19 protein-coding genes are annotated in these 20,865 nt (G+C 68.3%); 9 read left to right on the forward strand and 10 right to left on the reverse strand.

Annotated features, from left to right (window positions below):
- The first annotated feature begins 97 nt into the window (after nt 1-97).
- Both AC5P8Y_RS10985 and AC5P8Y_RS10990 read left to right on the forward strand, forming a co-directional pair.
- On the forward strand, nt 98-694 hold the full coding sequence (locus tag AC5P8Y_RS10985; RefSeq protein ID WP_049403528.1) for an NAD(P)H-dependent oxidoreductase: 597 nt from the start codon (nt 98-100) through the stop codon (nt 692-694).
- Between the two features lie 16 nt (nt 695-710).
- On the forward strand, nt 711-1,304 hold the full coding sequence (locus tag AC5P8Y_RS10990) for a TetR/AcrR family transcriptional regulator (protein ID WP_005414647.1): 594 nt from the start codon (nt 711-713) through the stop codon (nt 1,302-1,304).
- A gap of 13 nt (nt 1,305-1,317) precedes the next feature.
- Here the strand turns inward: AC5P8Y_RS10990 and AC5P8Y_RS10995 are convergent, their stop codons facing one another.
- The gene (locus tag AC5P8Y_RS10995) at nt 1,318-2,112 is read right to left on the reverse strand and encodes a D-alanyl-D-alanine carboxypeptidase family protein (protein WP_033834052.1); all 795 of its coding nucleotides are present in this window, start codon (nt 2,110-2,112) and stop codon (nt 1,318-1,320) included.
- Nucleotides 2,113-2,233: 121 nt separating this feature from the next.
- Between AC5P8Y_RS10995 and AC5P8Y_RS11000 the strand changes: the two genes are divergently transcribed.
- On the forward strand, nt 2,234-3,787 hold the full coding sequence (locus AC5P8Y_RS11000) for an alkaline phosphatase (protein WP_049403537.1): 1,554 nt from the start codon (nt 2,234-2,236) through the stop codon (nt 3,785-3,787).
- Between the two features lie 42 nt (nt 3,788-3,829).
- Nucleotides 3,830-4,396, forward strand: a complete 567-nt coding sequence (locus AC5P8Y_RS11005) for a GIY-YIG nuclease family protein (RefSeq protein ID WP_033834050.1) — start codon at nt 3,830-3,832, stop codon at nt 4,394-4,396.
- Nucleotides 4,397-4,403: 7 nt separating this feature from the next.
- On the opposite strand, the gene AC5P8Y_RS11010 is transcribed toward AC5P8Y_RS11005, so the two are convergent.
- Nucleotides 4,404-4,547, reverse strand: a complete 144-nt coding sequence (locus AC5P8Y_RS11010) for a hypothetical protein (protein ID WP_174842251.1) — start codon at nt 4,545-4,547, stop codon at nt 4,404-4,406.
- Between the two features lie 98 nt (nt 4,548-4,645).
- Between AC5P8Y_RS11010 and AC5P8Y_RS11015 the strand changes: the two genes are divergently transcribed.
- Entirely contained in the window at nt 4,646-5,545 is a 900-nt protein-coding gene (locus tag AC5P8Y_RS11015; protein WP_005411241.1) for a LysR substrate-binding domain-containing protein, read from the forward strand.
- 31 nt (nt 5,546-5,576) lie between these two features.
- Here the strand turns inward: AC5P8Y_RS11015 and AC5P8Y_RS11020 are convergent, their stop codons facing one another.
- The 3 genes from AC5P8Y_RS11020 to AC5P8Y_RS11030 all read right to left on the reverse strand — a co-directional run bounded on the left by AC5P8Y_RS11020 (nt 5,577) and on the right by AC5P8Y_RS11030 (nt 8,328).
- The gene (locus tag AC5P8Y_RS11020; protein WP_049433113.1) at nt 5,577-6,293 is read right to left on the reverse strand and encodes an ABC transporter substrate-binding protein; all 717 of its coding nucleotides are present in this window, start codon (nt 6,291-6,293) and stop codon (nt 5,577-5,579) included.
- Between the two features lie 62 nt (nt 6,294-6,355).
- Nucleotides 6,356-7,879, reverse strand: a complete 1,524-nt coding sequence (locus AC5P8Y_RS11025; protein WP_049433114.1) for a carotenoid oxygenase family protein — start codon at nt 7,877-7,879, stop codon at nt 6,356-6,358.
- Nucleotides 7,880-7,905: 26 nt separating this feature from the next.
- On the reverse strand, nt 7,906-8,328 hold the full coding sequence (locus AC5P8Y_RS11030; RefSeq protein ID WP_049403531.1) for a DUF2141 domain-containing protein: 423 nt from the start codon (nt 8,326-8,328) through the stop codon (nt 7,906-7,908).
- Between the two features lie 154 nt (nt 8,329-8,482).
- Between AC5P8Y_RS11030 and AC5P8Y_RS11035 the strand changes: the two genes are divergently transcribed.
- Genes AC5P8Y_RS11035 through AC5P8Y_RS11045 form a run of 3 tightly spaced genes read left to right on the forward strand, consistent with a single transcriptional unit; the run spans nt 8,483 to nt 10,612 of the window.
- Nucleotides 8,483-9,583: a sensor histidine kinase gene (locus AC5P8Y_RS11035; protein WP_495201964.1), complete on the forward strand. Its 1,101-nt coding sequence runs from the start codon at nt 8,483-8,485 to the stop codon at nt 9,581-9,583.
- Nucleotides 9,580-10,218 carry a response regulator transcription factor gene (locus tag AC5P8Y_RS11040; RefSeq protein ID WP_005411236.1) on the forward strand — a complete coding sequence of 213 codons (639 nt, stop codon included), beginning with the start codon at nt 9,580-9,582 and terminating at the stop codon, nt 10,216-10,218. The genes AC5P8Y_RS11035 and AC5P8Y_RS11040 overlap by 4 nt, the downstream gene beginning before the upstream one ends.
- 22 nt (nt 10,219-10,240) lie before the next feature.
- Nucleotides 10,241-10,612: a VOC family protein gene (locus AC5P8Y_RS11045; protein ID WP_005411235.1), complete on the forward strand. Its 372-nt coding sequence runs from the start codon at nt 10,241-10,243 to the stop codon at nt 10,610-10,612.
- Nucleotides 10,613-10,677: 65 nt separating this feature from the next.
- Here AC5P8Y_RS11045 and AC5P8Y_RS11050 read toward each other — a convergent pair whose 3' ends face one another.
- Nucleotides 10,678-11,517 (reverse strand): arylamine N-acetyltransferase family protein, encoded by an 840-nt coding sequence (locus AC5P8Y_RS11050; RefSeq protein WP_111108775.1) that lies wholly within the window; start codon nt 11,515-11,517, stop codon nt 10,678-10,680.
- Between the two features lie 202 nt (nt 11,518-11,719).
- Here AC5P8Y_RS11050 and AC5P8Y_RS11055 point away from each other — a divergent pair, with 202 nt between their 5' ends.
- Complete coding sequence (locus AC5P8Y_RS11055; RefSeq protein ID WP_111188665.1) at nt 11,720-14,257, forward strand: methyl-accepting chemotaxis protein; 2,538 nt, start codon at nt 11,720-11,722, stop codon at nt 14,255-14,257.
- Nucleotides 14,258-14,334: 77 nt separating this feature from the next.
- Here the strand turns inward: AC5P8Y_RS11055 and AC5P8Y_RS11060 are convergent, their stop codons facing one another.
- From AC5P8Y_RS11060 to cutA, 4 genes are all read right to left on the reverse strand, one after another.
- The gene (locus AC5P8Y_RS11060) at nt 14,335-16,854 is read right to left on the reverse strand and encodes a PepSY domain-containing protein (protein ID WP_111108777.1); all 2,520 of its coding nucleotides are present in this window, start codon (nt 16,852-16,854) and stop codon (nt 14,335-14,337) included.
- Between the two features lie 706 nt (nt 16,855-17,560).
- Nucleotides 17,561-18,124 carry a TlpA family protein disulfide reductase gene (locus AC5P8Y_RS11065; protein ID WP_111108778.1) on the reverse strand — a complete coding sequence of 188 codons (564 nt, stop codon included), beginning with the start codon at nt 18,122-18,124 and terminating at the stop codon, nt 17,561-17,563.
- Nucleotides 18,121-20,493 (reverse strand): protein-disulfide reductase DsbD family protein, encoded by a 2,373-nt coding sequence (locus AC5P8Y_RS11070; protein WP_111108779.1) that lies wholly within the window; start codon nt 20,491-20,493, stop codon nt 18,121-18,123. Before AC5P8Y_RS11070 ends, AC5P8Y_RS11065 begins: the two co-directional genes overlap by 4 nt.
- Entirely contained in the window at nt 20,490-20,828 is a 339-nt protein-coding gene (cutA, locus tag AC5P8Y_RS11075) for a divalent-cation tolerance protein CutA (RefSeq protein WP_033834043.1), read from the reverse strand. The genes AC5P8Y_RS11070 and cutA overlap by 4 nt, the downstream gene beginning before the upstream one ends.
- Nucleotides 20,829-20,865: the final 37 nt, after the last annotated feature.

Genomic DNA, 20,865 nt, shown 5'->3' on the forward strand with positions numbered 1-20,865 from the left:
CTATACGGTGGATGCGAAAACAGCGTCCCATCGATGGCGCTGGTATCCCGAAAATCACTACTTACTATCGGTAGGGAGTGATTTCTGGAGACCCCCCATGCACAGCCTCATTGTCATCGCCCACCCTGAACCCGGTTCGCTGACCCATGCGATGGCGCATCGCATCGGCGACGCCATCACTGCTGCCGACGCCGGCAACACCGTGGCCTACGCCGATCTGATGGCCGAAGGCTTCGATCCACGCTTCAACGCCCAGGACCAGGCTTTGTTCCGCAGCACTGGCGCGGTACCGGCCGACATCGCCGCCGAGCACGCACGGCTGGAGGCGACCGATGCACTGGTGCTGGTGTTCCCGTTGTACTGGTGGTCGTTCCCGGCACTGCTGAAGGGCTGGATCGACCGGGTCTTCACCAACGAATGGGCCTACGCACAGGATGCGCAGGGCAAGCTGGTGAAGAAGCTGCAGCGCCTGAACGTGCATCTGGTGGGGCTGGGCGGCGCCGATGCAGCGATGGTTGAACGTCGTGGCTACGATGCGGCGATGAAGACGCAGATCGACATGGGCATCTTCGACTACTGCGGCGCGCGCGTGCTGACGTCCGACCTGCTGCTGGATGCCGATACCGGTGCGGCCGGAACGCATCTGCAGACCGCGCTGGCGATCGGCCGTAAAATAGGCACCCCGATGCGCTGATCGCCGTGTTCCGCCGATGCCTGCCAACGCCGCTCCCACGCGCCGCCGATTGACCCGCGAGCAACGCGCCCGCCAGTTGCTGGACGTGGCCTGGGCGCTGGTTGGCGAAGAAGGCACCGACGCGTTGACGCTGGGTCGGCTGGCCGAGGCGGCGGGCGTGACCAAGCCGGTGGCCTACGATCACTTCGTGACCCGCAACGGCCTGCTGGCCGCGCTCTACGATGACTATGACGGGCGCCAGACGGTGGTATTCCACGAGCGCATCGGCCGCGCCCGCGCGCAGCTGGCCGACCGTGCGGCGGCCATCGCCTCCGGCTACATCGACTGCATCCTCAGCCAGGGCAGTGAAGTGCAGGGCATCCTCGCCGCGCTGGTAGGAGCGCCGGAACTGCACGAGGTGCGGCGGCGTTACCAGCAGGACTTCATCGACAACTGCGACGTATGGCTGGGTCCGTTTGCCGCCGATGGCACGGTGCCCCTTGCTGGGCGCTGGGCGATTCTCGGTGCGGCTGAAGCCCTGTCCGAAGCCGTGGCGGCAGGCGCGCTGGACAAGACCAACGCCGAGGCCGAGCTGCAGCGGCTGATCGTGGCGACGGTCAAGCGGCGTTGAGCGGCTTCGGGCGTCAGGCCCCGGCGGTGGTGCTGGCCATCTTGGCGAATCCTGCCGCCAGCTGATCGCGCACCAGTGCGTCGCGCGCGTCACGGCTTTCAGAACCCAATACCACGGTGATCAGGCGTACCGGCTGATCCCGCCCGGGCACTGCCCGGCATGCGGTGGCGGCCAGGCAGAAGCCTGCTGCCTGGGTGTAGCCGGTCTTCAAGCCATCCACGCCGTCATCGCCAAGCAACGCGTTCTGGTTGTTGCGGCTGAAGCTGCCATGCACGAACGCGCGCTGCGCGGTGATTGCCCGTATCTGCGGATGGTCATTCAGCAGGCAGGCGGCCAGCACTGCCATGTCGCGCGCGCTGGATGCATGGCGCGGCGTGGTGATGCCGGAGACGCTGGCGAACCAGCTGCTGCGCAGGCCGAGCTGGCGTGCGTGCCGGTTCATGCGCTCCAGGAACGCAGGCTGCGATCCGTCCAGGTGGCGCGCGATGGCCAGCGCCGCGTCATTGCCGGAGACGATCATCAACCCTTCCAGCAGGCGCGCGAGCGTGACCGTTTCGCCGGGCACCAGGCCCATGCGCGTTTCATCGTCGGCGACCGCATGCACGTCGTCGGCGGCGATGGTGACTTCGTCGCCCCACGAGCGCCCGCGCTCCTCGACACATTCGTAAGCCGCGTAGGCGGTCATCAGCTTGGTCAGCGAGGCCGGCTGCCTGGCGATATCCGCGTTGTGCTGGTGAATCACCGCGAAAGTTGCCGCATCGAGGGTGATGGACGACAGCGGTGCACGCGCAGGAGCAGGAGACGGCATGGAAGCGACGATGGCAGTGGGAACCCAGGAGGATAGTGTGCGGCGGCTGCACGAAGCTGAAATATTGAAACGATATAACGTATCGCCATTGTGGGCCGCCGATGGCCCGACGGGACATCCGATGACTGCACGCATTCCACGCCGCTGGCTTCATTTTTCGTTGCTGCTCGCGCTGGCCGCACTTGGCGGCTGCCAGCCCAACCTGCGCGCCGAGGCTGTTTCCACCGCCGAAGCCGGTCCGCTCAATGTGATCGTGATGATCAACGACGGTGCCGGCTGGGGTACCTGGGACGCCGCCGCCTACTGGCAGTACGGCAGCCGTGAAGGCGCACCCTATGCGGATTTCCCACTGCGCCTGGCGGTGACCACCTTTCCGTTGAACGCGAGCAGCCAGCCGACCGGTGACAACGCGCAGACGCTTGGCTACGACCCGGGCAAGGCCTGGGATGACGCGCCGGTTCCTGCGCAGGACCTGCCCTTTGCGGGCTACCAGTACCTGGCCGCGGTGGCTACCGACAGTGCGGCGGCGGGCACTGCGCTGTCCTCGGGGATCAAGACCTACAACAACGCCATCAACTTCAACAACGATGGCCAGCCGGTCGAGTTCAATACGCTGCGCGCCAAGCGCCTGGGCATGGCCACCGGCGTGGTCACCTCGGTGCCGTTCGCGCATGCCACGCCGGCCGCGTTCGCGGCGCAGAACGAATCGCGCAGCAACTATCACGCCATCGCACACCAGATGCTGGCGCAGGGCCACATGGACCTGGTGATGGGCACGGGTGGCCCGGGCTACAGCGTCGACGGCCGCGCCTGCCATGAAGGTGCGGACGCCGCGAAGGCGGAGGGCTGTGCGAATCCATGGGAGTGGGTGTCGCAGCAGGATTGGCAGCAGCTGGAAGCGGGCAGCACCATCGGCGGCAATCCGGCGGGACCGTGGCGCCTGATCCGCAGCAAGGAAGCGTTCGCCGCACTGGCGCAGGGACGGTTGCCGGCCGACCGGCCGCTGATCGGTGTACCGCGCGTGGCCAACACACTGCAGCAGGCGCGCCAGCTGCAGGTGCTGGGCAAGGATGCAGGCACGCCCTCGGGAGTGAGGAAGATCGACAGCGTGCCCGATCTGGCGACCATGACGCGTGGCGCACTGCAGTTCCTGCAGCAGCGCTCGTCCAAGGGGCTGTACCTGATGGTGGAAGGCGGCGCCACCGACTGGGCCGCACATACCAGTGCGTGCGGCACCGAATGGCATTACGGCCAGTGCAGCGATCAGCCGCAGTATGGCCGGCTGATCGAAGAGACCGTGGAGTTCAATGACGCGGTGGCGGCGGTGGTCGACTGGATCGAGCGCAACGGTGGCTGGGAGCGCAACCTGTTGATCGTCACCACCGACCACGACAACAGCATGCCGATGGGCCCGGATGCACAGGACGTGGCTTTCGCGCCGGTACGCAACAACGGTCGCGGCCGCATGCCCGGAATCAGCTTCCGCCCCACCGGCAACCACTCCAACGCGCTGGTGCCGCTGTGGGCCAGGGGCGCCGGCGCGGAGCTGCTGGGCAAGCGCGTGCGGGGCGTCGATGCCGGCTACCGTCAGCACGTGCGCTGGAACGACGGCAGCTACACCGACAATACCGACGTGGCTACCGCAGTGCAGGAAGCGCTGCAGCGTCCACGGTAACGCCCGGTTGCACGCGGGCTGTTGTCGAGGCAGCCTGCGCACATGCAGTCGGATATCCGCATTGACGGTCGTGTCTTCGCCTACGTCTTCCCCTGTGCGTGGGAAGACTACGCGAAGATTGGTTTCTCACGTGATCCGCTTGGGCGCATCAGCGCATTGCACCGGCGTTGGTTCGAGTTCTTCGATCTCGACGCCGGTGCGCTGGTGGAAGCGGAAAGCGAGCGCGATGCGCGGGATCTGGAGCTGCAGCTGCGTTCGCCGTTCAAGGCGCACCGCGCGCCGGCGCCGATGACGGTCCAGGACAAGGCTGGAGGCCGCACCGAATGGGTACGTGGTGCCAACCACGCTTTGTCGCTTGCGGTTGCCGGCCTGGGCGAACAGGGCTATCGCTGCTATCCACTGAAGGGGTGGCTGCGAGCCGCCCTTCGCCTGCGCATGGACCGGCTGCACGACTGGGCTGCGGTGCAGCTTCCCGAAGAGGAAGGCCTGCGGATTCCCGGTGGCCCCGGCGAGGGCGCGCTGCGTGACACCCTCGACGGTTGTCGGGCATTGGACATCGATCCGATCCCATGGCTGCCTGAGCACGTCCAACGCTGGTATGCAGGTTGAGGAGCGTTCAACGGGTTCGCGGCGGCTGAACCGGCACGGCCGGTTGCCGCGCGCACTGCGGGGCAGGTGTGGACGGGCTGGCCAGCTGGCGTGCCAGCTCGGCGCTGGCCACGTGGCCCTGCAGGAACAACAAGCCGCCGAAGATGTTCATGAGCGTGCCTCCACTTGAGTGGATTGCACGATACGAGCAGCATGGACGGGCAAAAAGCGACATTTCCGCAAGCATGACTTGAGAGAATTTCAAGCCTTATGTCCCGCCCTCCGCTCCATGCCCTCCAAGGCTTCGTGGCTGCCGCTCGGCTTGGCAACCTGTCGCGCGCGGCGGCGTCGATGAACCTGACCGTCAGCGCGCTCAGCCACCAGATGAGGCAGCTGGAAGAACGGCTCGGGCAGCCGCTGCTGATCCGCCAGCCGCGTGGTATCACCCTTACCCTTGAGGGGCAGCGCCTGCTCGAGCAGGTGGGGCCGCATCTGGATGCGATAAACGAAGCCTTCCAGCCCTATGCCGCGCGTGCCGAGCACGTGCTGACGATCAGTGCGGTGCCATCGATGGCATCGGCCTGGCTGGTGCCGCGCCTGGGTCACTTCGTGGCTGAGCACCCGCAGATCGAGATCAACCTGCAGTCGAGTGAGCGCCTGATTGATTTCGAGCGGCAGCGCCAGTTCGACGCCGCGCTGCGGCTGGGCAGCGGGCAATGGCCGGGCCTGGTGGTGGAACCGCTGTTCGACGAGTGGCTGGTGCCGATGGCGAGCCCCGCGCTGATCGAGCGCATGGGGGGCATCGACCGTGTACCGCTGACCCAGTGGCCGCTGCTCGGTGATCCCGACGGCGCGTGGGGCGCCTGGTTCGCGTTGAGCGGGCAGAGCCCGCCATCGCGCTTCGTGGCGGTGCTGGATGATTCGGAGGCGCACCATCGCGCCGCACTGGATGGCGTAGGCGTGGCCCTTGGCCGGGTGACCCGGGCACGCCTGCTGCTGGAATCCGGCCAGCTGGTCGCGCTGTCCAGCCAGCGCCTGAAGACGGCGTGGCCGCATTGGCTGGTGTACCCGCAGCGCTCGGCCAGCCATCGCGGCTTCCTCGCGTTCCGCGACTGGCTGCATGCGCAGGCCGCCGAGCATGTGCAGCACATGGCGGACGCGCATCTGTAACGCCGCGCGGTGCTCGATCTCGACTCTACAGTCACTGCACCAGGGTGACCGCCTGCCCGGCACGCGCGAACGCTTCCTCCAGCAACGGGCCCGCCTTGATCGCTTCCACTTCCTCAAACAGCGCCCGCAGCGCATCGGCGGGGCGTGAGGCCGGTGCCGCCACTGCCTGCTGGATCGCGGTGAAGCGATCGGCCAGCACCCGATGGCCGGGATGTGCCTTCGCCCAGGCCGCCAGCGGCTGGCGTACACCGGCGGCGGCATCCAGGCCGTGCTGGTCGAACAGGGCGATGGCCGCTGCCGAGGTGTCCGCCCGCTCGATCGTGGCATGGCGCAGTTCCCGGCTCAGGAACAGGTCATAGGCCGCGCCACGCCCCACCGCGATGCGCAGTCCGTCGCGGTCGAGGTCGGCCACTTGCTGCGCCGGGCTGTCTTCGCGCACCAGGTAAGTGCCTTCGATCTCCACATACGGAGCGCTGAAGGCGATGCGGTCGGCACGCGCCGGATCGATCGCCAGGAAGGCCAGATCCCAGCCGTCTTCGCCCGCTGCGGCGACCACCGAGGCTGCGGCACCGTGGCAGGTGAAGCGTGCCTGCACCCCCATCCGTTGCGCCAACGCGGTAGCCAGTTCCAGCGAGGGGCCGCGCGGTGAGCGCGCGTCGCCCTGTGCCAGCACCGGGTTGCCCAGGTTGATCGCCACGCGCAGGAAACCGTGCGGTGCCAGCGTACGTCGGTGGTCGGCCAGGGACATGCAGGACTCCACGGGGCAGGGGAGACCCAGCATGCCAACAACGCTGTCCGCGTGGCGTGGACTCAGCCGCGCGCGGCGAAGGTGCCGTGGAAGCCCAGTGGCACCGCATACGGCAGCCACGCCTGGGCCAGCGGACCGTCATCCACATGGCGCGCATCCAGCACGGCCAGACCGCTGCGCTGGTTCACCGGATCGAGCAGGGTGCCGATCAGCCAGCCGTCATCGGCGTTGCGGCTGCCCGGGCGCGGTACGAACACATGCTCTTCGGCCATGATGTCCGCGCCGTAGTTCCAGAGTTGGCGGCGCCCGTGCTCGATCTCGAACGCGGCCACCGCGTTGAAGTACGGCGCAGTGGCCGTGCCGTCGATTGTCGGCGCATACAGCCGTGCGCCACGTGTGTTCGCCGAGCGCGGGTCGAACAACGGGAACTCCACGGCGCTGATGCCCAACGTCTGCCAGCGGGCCTGTCCACGACGCAGGTCCAGATGCAGCTCGACCAGGCTGGCGCCACTGTTGGCCGCGTGTGCGCCATCACCGGCCATCGCTTCCTTCATCGGCGAGCGCGCCTCATTGATGTCGTCGTGGCGCACTGCGCGCAGCACGATGCCGCCATCGCGGGTGAACGCGTCGCCGAAGTGGTAGATCGCCGCGAACGGGGCCTCGAACCATTGCGCCTTGTCCGGCGCATCCTTGGCGACCACCGCGATGCGCACCGGACGCTGCGGTGCGAACTGCATGCGCTCGAAGAAGCTGCCACCTGCGCCGGTGAAATCGAACGGCATCATCACGAACACCAGGTGCTGGTCGGTCATCGCGAAGGCATGCAGGTAGCCATGCTCGGGTGTTTCGATCACATTGGCGCTGCGCAGCTGGCCGTCCGCACCGATGTGCCAGACCAGCAGGCCATGGCCCCCCATCAGGCTGATCGAGCCGAAGTTCCAGAGGCTGCCGTCGCGGTCGGCCAGCGGGTGCGCCGAGAACGGCAGCGCCGCCAGGTCCGGACGCCAGGTGACAGGGCCAAGCGTCTGCAGCGAATCCGGGTCCACTTCGAACGCCGAACCGGATTCGCACAGGGCGAACAGGCGGCCATTGATCATCGTCACCGAGGTGTTGGCCACGTTGGCATCATCGTTGTTGCGTACCGCCAGCGCACCGGGAACGCTGGTGCCGGCGGCCGGATACTGGAAGCGGCCGGCCTTCTGTTCACGGGTGAATTTCGGCGTGGCGACCATGCGCCCGTGATGGGTCAGGCTGCCATCACCATTGAAGCGCCAGCCATGCACCATGCCGTCGCCGTCGAACCAGTGGTCGTAGCGGAAGCCATCGCGCTCGGTCCACGCCGGACCGTTGCGGTACAGCGTGCCAGCCAGGCCTGACGGCAGCTTTCCCTGCAACTGCACGGTGGCCGGGCCGAGGCTTTCGCTGCCGACGCTGCGCCAGCCGAGCAGCCACGGGTGTTCCTGCATGCCCTGCGCGAACCGCGCCGGGTCGCCGGCGAAGGCGGGAGCGCTGCGCAGCGCGGTGGTGCCCAGGGCCAGACAGGCACTGCTGCTGAGCAGGGTACGAAGGAAGCGGCGACGGTCCATGGTGGCCTCGGGTCTGGATGCAGGAATCAGCGCAGGGTGATGTCGATGGCGATGCCGGCGGCCGGCAGGTCGACGCGCGCCTCGTCGAAGGTCGGCTTGCGCATCACCTTCGGATTGTTGCTGAAGCCGTAGCCCTCCACCGGCATCCCGACCAGGTTGGTGTCGAGCTTGCCGTTGTCGTTCTCGTCGTGGGTGAGCAGCACGGCATAGCTGCCGGCCGGAACGCCCTTGAACGTGAAGTGGGCGCTGTCGCCGCTGGGCGCCGCCTGCTGGGCCTGCACGGGCCTGGCCTTGCCGTCCCAGGCGGCGGCGCTGTCGACCAGCGCAACGCGCAGGGTGCCGGTCTGCACACGGACGTCGTGCACGGTCACGGCCAGGTCGGCGGCGTGGGCACTGCCGGCCAGGGCCAGGGCAGTCAGGGCGGTGCTGAGCAGGGCGGTGCGGATCATGGCAGTGGCTCCGGAAGTGTGTGGCGGTGTGGCGCCAGTCTGCGTGCGGCGCTGCACCGGGTTCAGGGCCAGTGGTCATCGATTCGACGTGCCAGAAGTCACTTTCGGCGCCAGACCCATTGCCGCCGGCGTGTGCGGCGGTCAGCATCTGGCCATGCCCAGCCTGTTCCGCCATCTGTTGCGTCCCCTCAGCCTCGCCGGCCTGGCCACCGTGCTGGTGGTGGGCCTGTCATTCGCGGTGCAGCGCAACGGTGCCGGGCTGAGCCTGCTGCTGCTTGCCGTGTTCTTGCTGCTGTTCGTGGTGCACGGCTGGGCGTCGGTGCCATCCCGCGTGCGCGCTGTCGCGGCGGTGTTGCAGGCGTTGCTGGCGGTCGTGCTGGTTGCGCTGCAGCCGCGTACCGGCACCGCACGGGTACTGCTGGTGGTGCTGGTGGCGCAGCTGGCCGAGCATTGGCCACCGCGCTTCGTGCTGGCTGTTGCACTGCTGGCCAACCTCGCCATGTATCTCGTGCTGCGCCACAGCGGCTTCAGCCAGCCGCTGCTGGTGGTGCTGCTCTATGGCGGCTTCCAGGCCTTCGCCGCACTGACCGCACACTATGCCCGCAGCACGGCGCTGGCCCGCGATGACCTGGCCCGCGTCAATGCCGACCTGCTGGCTACCCGCGCGCTGCTGGCCGACAGTGCACGCGACGCCGAGCGCCTGCGCCTGGCCCGCGAACTGCACGATGTGGCCGGGCACAAGCTCACCGCGATGCGCTTGAACCTGCGTGCCCTTGCGGCCGACCCTGTGCTGGCCAAGCGCGAAGGATTGGTGCTGGCCGAGCAGCTGTCCGGCGAGTTGCTGGCCGACATCCGCCAGGTGGTGCAATCGATGCGCGATGATCGCGGCCTCGATCTGGCCACCGCATTGCACGCGCTGGCCGCGCCGTTCCCGCGCCCGAAGCTGCAGCTGCAGATCGGCGAGTGCGTGCGCGTGGTTGACCCGCTGATGGCCGAGACCGTGCTGCGCCTGGTACAGGAAGCGCTGACCAATGCCGCCCGGCATGGCAACGCAGACACCGTATGGCTGACGATCAACGAGGAGGATTCCCGGTTGCGTATCGACATCCGTGACGACGGCCAGCGCGCCGAGCGTATCCGCGAGGGCAACGGCATCGCCGGCATGCGTGAGCGCCTGGCCGCAGTGCGTGGCCAGTTGGAACTGGCCCGCACCGCACAGGGCGGCATGCACCTGACCGCCTGGGTGCCGGCATGAACGGCAGCGCGATCCGTGTTGCCCTGGCCGACGACCAGGCGCTGGTCCGCGCCGGGCTGCGTGCGTTGTTGCAGGGGTTGGGCGTGGACGTGGCGCTGGAGGCCGAGGAGGGCCAGGCGTTGCTGGACGCGCTGTCCACCCAGCGCGTGGATGTTGTGCTCAGTGACATCCGCATGCCCGGGATGGACGGCATCGAAGCAGTGCGCCAGCTGCGCGCGCGCGGCGATGCCACGCCGTGGCTGCTGCTGACGACCTTTGATGAAAGTGATCTGCTGCTGCGTGCCAGCGAGGCCGGCGCACAGGGCTTCCTGCTCAAGGACGCCGCACCCGCAGACCTGCGCGAGGCGATCGAGCGCGTCGCCGCAGGTGAAACCCTGCTGCTGCCGGTCAGCACCGAGCCGGTACGCGCCCGCTACCGCTTCCACGATGAAGCACCGCCCACCGATACCTTCGGGGAACGCGAGGTGGCGATCCTGCGCTTGCTGGCCGGTGGCTACAGCAACAAGGAGATCGCGCGCAGCCTGTTCCTGGCCGAGGGCACGGTGAAGAACTACGTGTCCGCCATACTCGACAAGCTGGGCACCCGCGATCGCACCCGTGCGGTGCTGAAGGCGATTACCCTGCGCATCATCTGAGTGGACCGAGCAAGGAGTGCCAGTGAACCCGATCCTGCATGTGGAAATCCCGGCCAGTGACCTGGACCGTGCCATCACGTTCTACCAGCGGTGGCTGCAGGTCGCGGTGGACGAACCTGTCGTGCTGCACGACTGCCGGATGGCCTACCTGCCGTTCTCCGATGAGGCCGCCGGTGCCAGCATTGCGCTGGTGCTCGGCGCGGACTACCGGCCTTCCGAACAGGGGGCGCGCGTCTACATCGGCGTCGATGACCTGGATGCGAGCCTGGAGCGAGCACTGCAAGCGGGCGCCGAGCTGTGCTTCGGACCCGCCGACGCGGGCGACTGGCGCGTGGCCGAGATCCGCGACAGCGAAGGCAACCGCATTGCGCTGCAGGCGCGCGCAGCTCTGTAGAGCCGAGACCACGCTCGGCTGCTGTTGGCCCAGCCGCTCCAGCTCAGCCGAGCATGGGCTCGGCCCTACAAGGTCGCGGCGCGCGAGCGCTGCAGCCAGTCATTGATGGCCGGGTCCAGTCGCGGGTCGTCCGGTAGCTGCATGCCGAAGCGCTGTTGCAACACGGCACGCACATCACCCACATCATGCAGCGGGCGCTTGTCCGGTGCCTGCCCGGGGCGGTACTCGGTGTAGTTGCCGCTGCCGATGGTGCGTCGCCAGTCCGGCCCGGTCAGCGACGCGCGCAGCTGGCCAGGGAAGCTGGAGTCGGGATGGGTGCACACGTACCAGTTGCCCACCACGTTGTCGATCGGTGCCGGCACGTGCAGGTCGAAACGGTACATCGCCCGCCAGCCGTCAGCGGATTCGGCGGACAGCACGAAATCCCCCTCGCCGGGCAGCCGCTGCAGCAGATAGCGTTCGTGCGGCGTGGCCTGCGGCTGCGGATCATGCAGCCGCAGCGGCACGGTCGGGGTCAGGCTGCCGAAACCGGCATCCACCAGCCAGTCATCGCCGTCCACCTGCACGCGCAGCAGCAGGTGGGTCCGTGCGGTCAGTTCGCCGTCCTGGGCAGCCAGCAGCACGCGCGCGCTCAATGGCTGTGCATCGAAGCCCAGCGCCTGCAGCAGCGCCAGCAGGCCGCCGTTGAGTTCGAAGCAGTAGCCGCCACGACGGTCGTCGAGCAGCTTGCGCTGCACGCTGTCCAGGTCGATCGGTACCGCATCGCGCAGCAGGCAGCTGAGGGTCTCGAACGGCAGCACTGCGTTGTGACGCTGCTGCAGCAGGGTCAGGCCGGCCAGCGTCAGCGGTGGCGGGGCATCCAGCTGCAGGCGCTGCAGGTAGCGGGGGACATCGAGCGTCGTCATGGCGGCACCGGGCGGGAGGGGAGGTCCACTGTGCTCCCCCAACCGGGGTTGAGGTCAAGCGCGGCGGCCGTGTCATGCCTCCGTCGCCTGCACCCGGTACAAAGGCCGCGTCCACCAGCGATGGGGGGACGCAGACGAAGAAGGCGCTAAAGTTGTCCTGAGTCAGGCCGATACAGGTGCGTCTTTTCGCCTGGAGTCTGTCATGTCGGCCGTTGTCCCCCACCTCCGGTCCCTGCGCACGCGCCTTGCTGCGTTGCACTCGGCGTCCCCCGGGCTGCTGCGCTGGCTGCAGCCACATCGGCTCAGCGTGGCCAACAAGCTCAAGGCCACACTGTGGATCTGCGGCCTGGGCCTGGTGGCGATCGCTGCTGTCTACGCCTGGACTGGCCGTGCCAACGCACTGGCTGCGCGCAGCCAGGCCAGCTACCAGCGCGGCAGCGATCTGGCTGCCAGCCTGTCCACGCGGGTGGCCGAAGCGCGTCGCCTGCAGACCCAGTATGCACGCAGTTTCGATGATGCCGACCGCGCGCAGCTGCTGGCCACGCAAAAGGCGCTGCAGGACGATCTGCAGGCCCTGCGCACGATGCCGATGGATGCCGGCCGGCGCAAGGCCCTGCAGGCGCTGACCGAAGCTGCAGACGCGTTCTCGCAGGGTGTTGCCGCCCTGTTCGAACGGGTCGACGAGATGGGCCGTGGTGAGGCCGGCCTCGCCGCGCAGCTGCAACTGGCTGCAGACACGCTGCAGGGGCAGGTGGATGCGCAGCAGCGGGATGCGCTGGCGTTGTCCCTGCAGAAGATGCGGCGGCAGGAGGCACTGCTGCTGCTCGACGGTGATTCCACCCACGCCGACCGCGCCAGCGAGGAGAAGCTGCCGTTCGACCTCGCGCTGGCGGGCCTGCCTGCGGATGTGCAGGACACCCTGCGCACCGGGATGGAGGCGTATCAGGCCGCACTGCTGGGGTATACCGCTGCCCGCGTCGGCCTGGATGTGGAAGCGCAGTCGCTGCTGGATACCGCCACGGGCGTAGCGCCGGCGTTGGCCGCATTCCAGCAGGCACAGGTGGCGGCGCTGGCCGGGGCGCAGGCACGCCAGCAGGCCGGCGCGCGCACCATGAGCGTGCTGTTCGCACTGACCCTGCTGCTGGTGGCCGGCGTGCTGATCACCAGCCTGGTGCTGGTGCTGCGTGCGGTGCGCCAGCCGATCCAGGACACCCTGCGTTTCGCCAGCGACATCGCCGACGACCGCCTCGACACCACCCTGCGGGTCTACAACGCCAACGATGAAATCGGCCAGCTGGCCCAGCGCCTGGTCGACATGCAGCAGCGCCTGCGCGCGCGCATCGAGACCGAGCGTGCGGTGGCCCGCGGCAACACCCGCGTGCGCCAGGCATTGGACAGCGCACAGGCCGGCTTGATGGTGATCGATGCCGAAGGCCTGGTGGCGTACGCCAATCCGGCGCTGCTGGAGCAGCTTGCACTCCGGCTTGAAGATCTGGTGGGGAGCGATGCGGTACGCCTGCATCCGGCACTGGCCAGCCTGGCTGGCGTGCGCCAGCGCGAGGAGCGCGAGATCGGTCATGCCGGCGTCCGCTACCAGTTGATCGCCAATGCCATCACCGACGAAGGGCATTTCCTCGGCGTGGCAGTGGAGTGGCGCAGCCGCGCGCTGGAAACGCTGCTGGAAACCGAAGTGGCAGCACTGGTCGATGCCGCCGCACATGGCGACCTGCACGGCCGCATCGCGCTGGAGGGAAAACAGGGCTTCGTGCGCACGTTGTCGACCAGCATCAACCGCCTGCTTGCGACCTTCGAGACCAACCTCGGCGATCTGCAGGCGCTTCTGGCGGCGCTGGCCCGTGGTGACCTCAGCGTGCGCATGGAAGGTGAGCTGCAGGGCGTGTTCGCACGCATGCGCGACGATGCCAACGCCACGGTCGCGCAACTGGGCCGCATCGTCACCCGCATCCAGCAGGCGACGTCCAGCCTCGACACCGGCGTTGGTGAGATCGTTGCCGGGCACCATGATCTGTCGCAGCGTACCGAACAGCAGGCGGCCAACCTGGAAGAGACGGCAGCGTCGATGCACGAGTTGACCGACACCGTTGGCCGCAATGCCGATGCCGCGGGCCGCGCCGATGCCCTGGTGCAGGGGGCGGCCGCGGTGGCCCAGCGCGGTGGCGAGGCCGTCGGCCAGGTGGTCGCGACCATGCATGGCATCAGCGAGGCCTCGCGGCGGATCGGCGACATCACCCAGCTGATCGATGGCATCGCTTTCCAGACCAACATCCTCGCGCTGAATGCCGCGGTGGAAGCCGCGCGTGCAGGTGAGCAGGGCCGCAGCTTCGCCGTGGTGGCTGCGGAAGTGCGCCTGCTGGCCCAGCGCAGTGCCGAAGCGGCCAAGCAGATCAAAGGACTGATCGAGGATTCGGTGGCGCGTGTTGGCCAGGGCAACCAGCAGGCCGAGCAGGCGGGCATCACGATGGGCGAGATCGTTGGCAGCGTGCAGCAGCTGGCCGAGCTGCTGGCCGGTATCCGCAGTGCGTCGCAGGACCAGCATGCCGGCATCGCGCAGGTGAAGCAGACTATCGTGCAGATGGAAGCCAGCACCCAGCGCAACGCCAGCCTGGTGGAAGAGGCTGGTGCCTCCACCGCGCAGATGCAGGCGCAGGTACACGCGCTGACCGAAGCGGTGGGCGCGTTCCAGTTGCAGTCGATGCCACAGGCGCGCGCTGCGGCCTGATCGTGCTCCGGTAGTGCCGGCCGCTGGCCGGCACGCCCCTGATCATGCCGGCCGGCGGCCGGTACTACCCTTGTGGCTCAATACACGTCGCGACGGTAGCGCCCGGTCTCCAGCAGCGTTTCCACTTCTTCATCACCCAGCGCTTCGCGCAGCACCTGGTCCACGCCTTCGGCCATGCCCAGCAGCGAACCGCAGACGTGGATGACCGCACCACGCTGCATCCAGTCGCGCAGGGCATCGGCTGCTGCACGCAGGCGATCCTGCACATAGCCGCCCTCACCATCGCGCGAGAACGCCAGGTCCACCCGCGCGAGATGGCCATCGGCCTGCCACGCTTCGATCTCATCGGCGAACAGGAAGTCGTGCGCGCGCTGGCGTTCGCCGAACAGCAGCCAGTGCCCGTGTTCACCTGCATGCGCGGCTTCGCGCAGCAGGCTGCGCAGGCCCGCGATGCCGGTGCCATTGCCGATCAGCACCATCGGCGCACCGCCAACGCGATGGAAACCGGGGTTGCGGTGCACGCGGGCCACGATGCTGGCACCGACCGGCGCATGCAGCGACAGCCAGCCCGAACCCAGGCCGGTGCGTCCGGTTTCGTCATGGACCAGCCGCACCACCAGTTCGACCGCACCGTCATCCGTACAGGATGCGATGGAGTACTCGCGCCCCGGCAGCAGTGGCAGCCCTGCCAGCCAGAGGCACGCATCCTGCACCGCCAGCGCAGCATCGGCATCGGGCAGCTCGCGCTCGCTGGCCAGCGCCAACAGCGTGCGCGGCTGGCCGTCAATCAGCAGCGGCTGCTGGGGATCCAGCCCATGTGCCTTCAGCACCGCAGCGGCGTGCCGCGCGTTGTGGCGGGGCGCGATGTGCAGGATGTCGCCCGCCTGCCACTGCACATCGGCCGGTGGCGCAAGACGGATGCGCCAGATGGCGCCGCCCACGCTGCCTGGATTGAGGCGGTCACGGCCGAGCAGGCGCCACTCGTGCATCTGCGTCGCGGCCGGCAACACGCTGTCATCGGTGGCGATGCCGGTCAGCGCGCCGAGATGCTGCTGCCACTGGCGCAGCGCCGGTATCGCGGCGGCATCGACATCGATGCGCTCGAACAGCGCACGTGCGCCGTTGCCCAGCAGCCAGCCATCGAATTGGCGGCCAAAGCCGCAGTAATGCGGGTACTGGCGGTCACCCAGGGCGAGCAGGCCGAACTGCAGGCCCGACAGATCGGGCGCTTGTGCCAGCAGCCGTCGCGCAGCGCCCCGTGCCGCATCCGGCGGTTCGCCATCGCCGAAGGTGCTCAGCACGAACAATGCCTGCGCAGTGCGCGCGAGCTGCGGGGCATCGACCCGGGCCAATGGCAGTACCTGCACGCCATGGCCAGCGGCCTGCAGCTGCGCGGCGGCACGCCAGGCCAGCTGCTCGCCCAGCCCGCTCTGGCTGGCATGCACGACCAGCCAAGGTGCGCGGCCATCATCGGTGGCAACCGGCAGCGACCGGCGCAGCCCGCGCGCGGCACGCTGGCTGCGGCGGCGGTCCAGGTACAGCATCCAGCCGGTGATGAAGAACAGGCTCATGGCCAGACTGCTGAGCATCACCACGACACGCCCGGGCATGCCGAAGTAGCTGCCCGAGTGCAATGCGAACACGCTGGTGGCCAGCTGCGCGCCGGCGCCCTGGCGCGCGTAGGGGCGCGAATCGAGGATTGCCCCGCTGGCCGGATCCAGCTGCAGCAGATCATGTGCACGGTCATGGTGGCCACCGCGCTGTGACGGATCGCCAGCCATCACCCGCACGTTGACCGCCTGGCCAGGCTTTTCCGGCAGGCGCAGGTCGATGTAGCCGGTGTGCACGCCGGGCAGGGCATACAGCGTGGCTTCGATGCGCTCCAGGTTCAGGGCGGCGCCGGTGGCGACCTTGTGCTTGGCGGCCGGTGCGACGCCCAGCAGCGTATTGGCGGCACTGCGATACCAGTCGAAGGACCACCACAGGCCGGTCAGCGCACTCATCAGGTAGATCAGCAGCATCCAGGTGCCGACCACCGAGTGCAGGCTCCACAGGAAGCCGCGGCCGCTGCGTTTCCATTCCAGCGCCAGCCAGCTGCGCCAGCGCCACCAGCGCCGCGGCCAGCGCAGGTAAAGACCGGACAGGGTGAAGAACAGCAGCGCGATCGCACAGCTGCCGGTGATCCACTTGCCGCGCTCGCCCGCGGCGAGGTGGCGGTGCAGGTCCTCGACGAAGTCGAAGAACGCCTGCCCACGCAAGGCACTGAAGCGCTCGCCGCTGTACGGGTCGAAGTAGACCCAGTGTTCCTTGCCACCAGCGAAGCGTGCCACCGAAGGCCGCTGCCCGGTGGCGTCCACGCGCAGGCGCTGCAGGGGGCGATCACTGCCGGCCTGCAGCAGCGGCACCAGTTCGCTGAGTTGAAGCGGAAGCTGGCCGTCGGCATGGTGCTCGGCGATTTCGGCGAAGCCGGGGTTGGCCGCGCGCAGCAGTTCGTCCTCGAAGGACAGCACGGCGCCGCTGAGGCCCATCACGGCCAATACGGCACCGGCGGTGATGCCCAGCAGCCAGTGCAGTTGGAACAGGACGTTCTTGAACATGGAAGGAGGAGGGCCTGGAAGGCTGCCGCCCGCATCCTGCGCAACAGCAAATGAGAATTAGTCGCGGAATTCTCCGTGGCGGACGGGCTACGGTCAAGGAGGGTTTTGTTGCAGGGCTTTGCAGCCCTGCACCCGCTACAAGCCGGAGCAACGTCAACGTCAAAAGCTGGCTTTCCGTGGGTTGGCGGGGTGGGTCCGGTTGAGGGGGACGCTGCAAGTCCCCCTCCGGGGCCCGGCCCAGCCGCTGGCGGCTGTGCGTTCGGGCGCTTGCGAAGCAGTGCTTCGCAAGCAAAGCGCCCTCACCCATGTAAGCTCGGTCGCCGCATCCATGCGGCTCACGCCCCCTCAACCGGACCCACCCCGCCTTCGACAGTTTCCTGCGATCTGTCGGAACGGCGTTCTGCTTTGGTAGGTGCCGACCGTTGGTCGGCACGGGGTCTGATTCCGTTCTGAATATCGATATCTGACAGATGTGTCGACCAAGGTCGACACCTACCAACAGCCGCGAAGATCTGTCAGAGGCGGGGCGGTGTCGGAGTGCGGGGTGTCAGCCGCATGGATGCGGCTGCCAAGCTTACAGGGACGTACTTGCAGCGTCCCCGCACTCCGACACCGCCCCGCCATCCCACGGAATGCCCGCTTTGGCTTTGGCTGTTGCCGTTGCATTGAGCAGGGTGCAGGGCTGCAAGCCCTGCAAAAAACACCCTCACTTCACCCAGCTATCGATCTCGCCGTGGGCGAACGGTCCCAGCTTGGCCTTCACCAGCCGCCCCTGCGCATCGAACAGCACGCTGTAGGGCAGCAGGCCCTGTGTATTGCCCAGCTGCACGCTGGCATCGCGCGGCCCCGGGGTCTCGATCACGATCGGATAATCCACCGGTACCCGCTGCAGGAAACCGCGCACGTCCTCCGGCGTATCCAGCGCCAGTCCCAGCACCTGCACACCGTGCTCGCCCTGGATATGTGCGAAACGCGCCAGTTCGGGCATTTCTTCCACGCAGGGCGCGCACCAGCTGGCCCAGACATTGATCAACAGCGGGCGACCGCCAGCGTGCTGGCGCAGGTCCAGCGGACGGCCTTCAAGATCGGGCAGCGACAATGCGGGCAGACTGTCGCCAACCTGCAGGACCGGTGCCGCAGCCGCGGCAGCAGGTGCCGCTGGCGTTGCCTCAGGCCCAACCGGCGCAGGAGCCGATCGATGCCCGGCCCACAGGCCAAGGCCGGCGGCCAGCACCGCTGTCCACAGCAGCGCTGGCCGTTGCCACTTCATCGTGCGGTGCGCAGCAGCGCTTCCTCCACCACCGCCTGGGTCAGCAGGGTCGGCAGCACGGTCGGCGGTGCGCCGGGGCCGTACACCACGTACAGCGGCACGCCGACGGCCTTGTGCTCTTCCAGGAACGTGGTGATCTGCGGATCGACGTTGGTGTAGTCACCGCGCATGTACACCGCGTTGGTGCGCTTGAGCAGGTCCTTGAACTCCGGCCGCGACAGCACGGCGCGCTCGTTGGCCTTGCAGCTCACGCACCAGTCGGCGGTCATGTTGACGAACACCACGCGGTTGTCGGCGCGCAGGCGGTCCAGCAACTGCGGCGAATACTCCACCACGTTGTCGCTGGCGGCCTGTGCGGCGCGTGCCGGCGCTGCCAGCTGGGTCACGCCCCAGGCCGGTACCAATGCGCCGATCGCCAGCAGCACGCCGAGCAGGGTCACCGCACGCGAGCCGGTCCAGCGGTTGCGCTCGAACAGCCACAGGCCGAAGGCGAACAGCAACAGGCCACCCAGCACCAGCGCCATGCCGTCCACGCCGCGTTGCTTGCCCAGCACCCACAGCAGCCACAGCGCGGTGGCGTACATCGGGAAGGCCAGCACGTGCTTGAGCGTTTCCATCCACGGGCCGGGCTTGGGCAGGCGGCGCGCCAGCGCCGGCACGAAGCCGATCAGCAGGAACGGCAGCGCCAGGCCCAGGCCGAGGAACAGGAACACGGTCATCGCCTTCAGCGGCGGGGCAATGAACGCGTAGGCAATCGCGCCACCCATGAACGGGCCGACGCAGGCACTGCCGACCACGCAGGCCAGCGCACCGGTGAAGAAGTCACCGGCCGGGCCGCTGCGGCTGGCCAGCGACTGGCCCAGGTTGCCGATGCCGCCGCCCAGGGTGAACACGCCGGACAGGCTCAGGCCTACCGCGAACATGATGTAGGCCAGCGCCGCCACCACGCCCGGGTGCTGCAGCTGGAAGCCGATGCCGACGGCGTTGCCGATTGCGCGCAGGCCCACCATCAACGCACCGATCACCGCGAATGCGACCAGCACGCCCAAGGTATACCAGAGCGCGTGGCTGCGTGCGCGCTGCGGGCTTTCGCCACTCTGCGCCAGGCTCAGGACCTTCAGCGACAGGATCGGCAGCACGCAGGGCATCAGGTTCAGCACCAGGCCGCCGGCCAGCGCCAGCAGCAGCACCCAGACGAACGAACGGTCCGGGTTCGGTGTGGTCGCCGGCGGGCGCGTACGCAGCGCATTGTCACCGCGCGCATCGGCGGCGAATTCATTGCCGTCCACGGTGCCTGCGACGGCCGGGGGGGCGGCGTCCGTATTGGGCACCGTCGGCAGCAGGCGCAGGGGGGCGCCGTTGGCGCCTTCGCGTGGCGCCACAGCCAACGGGCTGATTACCTCGTTGCGCGGCGGTGCCTGGTCGGCGCTGGCGCTGACCTTGCCGGCCGGGACCGACAGCTTCACCCGGCGCGTCATTGGCGGGTAGCAGATGCCATCGGTCTGGCAGCCCTGGAAGGTCACCACGAGGGTGCCGTCAACCGCGTCGGCAACCGTGCGCCGCAACGGCAGCGGCACTTCCACCTGGTTGAAGTACACCGAGACATCGCCGAAGTGCTCGTCGCGATGCGACTGCGCGGCTGGCCAACGCGGCGTGCTGGCCTGCACGCCGGTGCTGCCTTCCAGCTTCAGCGAGGTGCGGTCGCGATACAGGTAGTAGCCCGGTGCCGGGCTGAAGCGCAGCAGCAGGGTGTTGCCGTCGCTGGCGATGGCATCGAAGCCGAACGCCTGTTCCGACGGCAGCGGCAGCGCCTGGCTGTTGCTGGCGGCACCCGGCAGGCGCAGGCCGCCGCTGTTGCCGGCACCGGCCAGTGGGTTGTTGAACGGACTGGCCGCACCGGCGCGGCCGGCCGGGGCCGCCGCCTGTGCACCGCTGCCGGGCAGGGTGACCTGCACCACGCGCTTCTGCGGCGGGTAGCAGACACCGGCATCTGCGCAGCCCTGGTAACGCACTTCCAGACTGATGGTGCCGGCGGCCTCGGTCGGCGTGCCGGGCAGGGTGGCCTGCAGGCGCTCGCGATAGGTTTCGACCTCGCCGAAGAAATCGTCGTGGTGCTTGTCGCCCTTGGGCATCTGCAGCGCGCCGGCATTGAAGGCCGGGTCGGCCTTGACGCTGGTGCGGTGGCGATACAGGTAATAGCCGGGCGCGATCTTGAACTGCAGTTGCACCTGGCCACGTTCGGGGGCGGTGGCGGTCAGCGCGAACGCCTGGTCCACCGGCAGCAGGTCTTTCTCATCCAGGGCGAACGCCGGCAGCGAGAGCCACAACAGGGCGCACAGGGCGGCGCCACGCGCAAACAGAGTCTTCAATCAGTGTCCTCCCGGGTCTGTGCCCGGATCCAGTCCAGATACGCCGGCAGGCCGGCCCGGGTTTCGACCGCGATGCACTCCGGGAGTTCATACGGATGCAGTTCGACGATCCGGGCGATTGCGTCATCGACGCGACTCGCGGTGGTCTTCACCAGCAGCTGCAGCTCGGCGTCGGTGGTCACCTCGCCCTGCCAGCGGTAGGTCGACTGCGCGCCATCGAGGCGGGTCACGCACGCGGCCAGGCGCTCGCCAACCAGCGTGTGCGCGATGCGCTCGGCGCTGGCCCGGTCCGGGCAGGTGGTCAACAGCAGCAGGACGGGATCGACGGTCGACATGACCGTCGAGTATAGGGCCGCCGCCGGGTCAGGACCC

Source organism: Stenotrophomonas sp. YJH_SMC_12-1 (assembly GCF_059370935.1).

Bases quoted from the DNA above. Each gene is read 5' to 3' on its own strand.
- AC5P8Y_RS10985 (WP_049403528.1), top strand. From the start codon at position 98: ATGCACAGCCTCATTGTCATCGCCCACCCTGAACCCGGTTCGCTGACC.
- AC5P8Y_RS10990 (WP_005414647.1), top strand. From the start codon at position 711: ATGCCTGCCAACGCCGCTCCCACGCGCCGCCGATTGACCCGCGAGCAA.
- AC5P8Y_RS10995 (WP_033834052.1), bottom strand. From the start codon at position 2,112: ATGCCGTCTCCTGCTCCTGCGCGTGCACCGCTGTCGTCCATCACCCTC.
- AC5P8Y_RS11000 (WP_049403537.1), top strand. From the start codon at position 2,234: ATGACTGCACGCATTCCACGCCGCTGGCTTCATTTTTCGTTGCTGCTC.
- AC5P8Y_RS11005 (WP_033834050.1), top strand. From the start codon at position 3,830: ATGCAGTCGGATATCCGCATTGACGGTCGTGTCTTCGCCTACGTCTTC.
- AC5P8Y_RS11010 (WP_174842251.1), bottom strand. From the start codon at position 4,547: ATGAACATCTTCGGCGGCTTGTTGTTCCTGCAGGGCCACGTGGCCAGC.
- AC5P8Y_RS11015 (WP_005411241.1), top strand. From the start codon at position 4,646: ATGTCCCGCCCTCCGCTCCATGCCCTCCAAGGCTTCGTGGCTGCCGCT.
- AC5P8Y_RS11020 (WP_049433113.1), bottom strand. From the start codon at position 6,293: ATGTCCCTGGCCGACCACCGACGTACGCTGGCACCGCACGGTTTCCTG.
- AC5P8Y_RS11025 (WP_049433114.1), bottom strand. From the start codon at position 7,879: ATGGACCGTCGCCGCTTCCTTCGTACCCTGCTCAGCAGCAGTGCCTGT.
- AC5P8Y_RS11030 (WP_049403531.1), bottom strand. From the start codon at position 8,328: ATGATCCGCACCGCCCTGCTCAGCACCGCCCTGACTGCCCTGGCCCTG.
- AC5P8Y_RS11035 (WP_495201964.1), top strand. From the start codon at position 8,483: ATGCCCAGCCTGTTCCGCCATCTGTTGCGTCCCCTCAGCCTCGCCGGC.
- AC5P8Y_RS11040 (WP_005411236.1), top strand. From the start codon at position 9,580: ATGAACGGCAGCGCGATCCGTGTTGCCCTGGCCGACGACCAGGCGCTG.
- AC5P8Y_RS11050 (WP_111108775.1), bottom strand. From the start codon at position 11,517: ATGACGACGCTCGATGTCCCCCGCTACCTGCAGCGCCTGCAGCTGGAT.
- AC5P8Y_RS11055 (WP_111188665.1), top strand. From the start codon at position 11,720: ATGTCGGCCGTTGTCCCCCACCTCCGGTCCCTGCGCACGCGCCTTGCT.
- AC5P8Y_RS11060 (WP_111108777.1), bottom strand. From the start codon at position 16,854: ATGTTCAAGAACGTCCTGTTCCAACTGCACTGGCTGCTGGGCATCACC.
- AC5P8Y_RS11065 (WP_111108778.1), bottom strand. From the start codon at position 18,124: ATGAAGTGGCAACGGCCAGCGCTGCTGTGGACAGCGGTGCTGGCCGCC.
- cutA (WP_033834043.1), bottom strand. From the start codon at position 20,828: ATGTCGACCGTCGATCCCGTCCTGCTGCTGTTGACCACCTGCCCGGAC.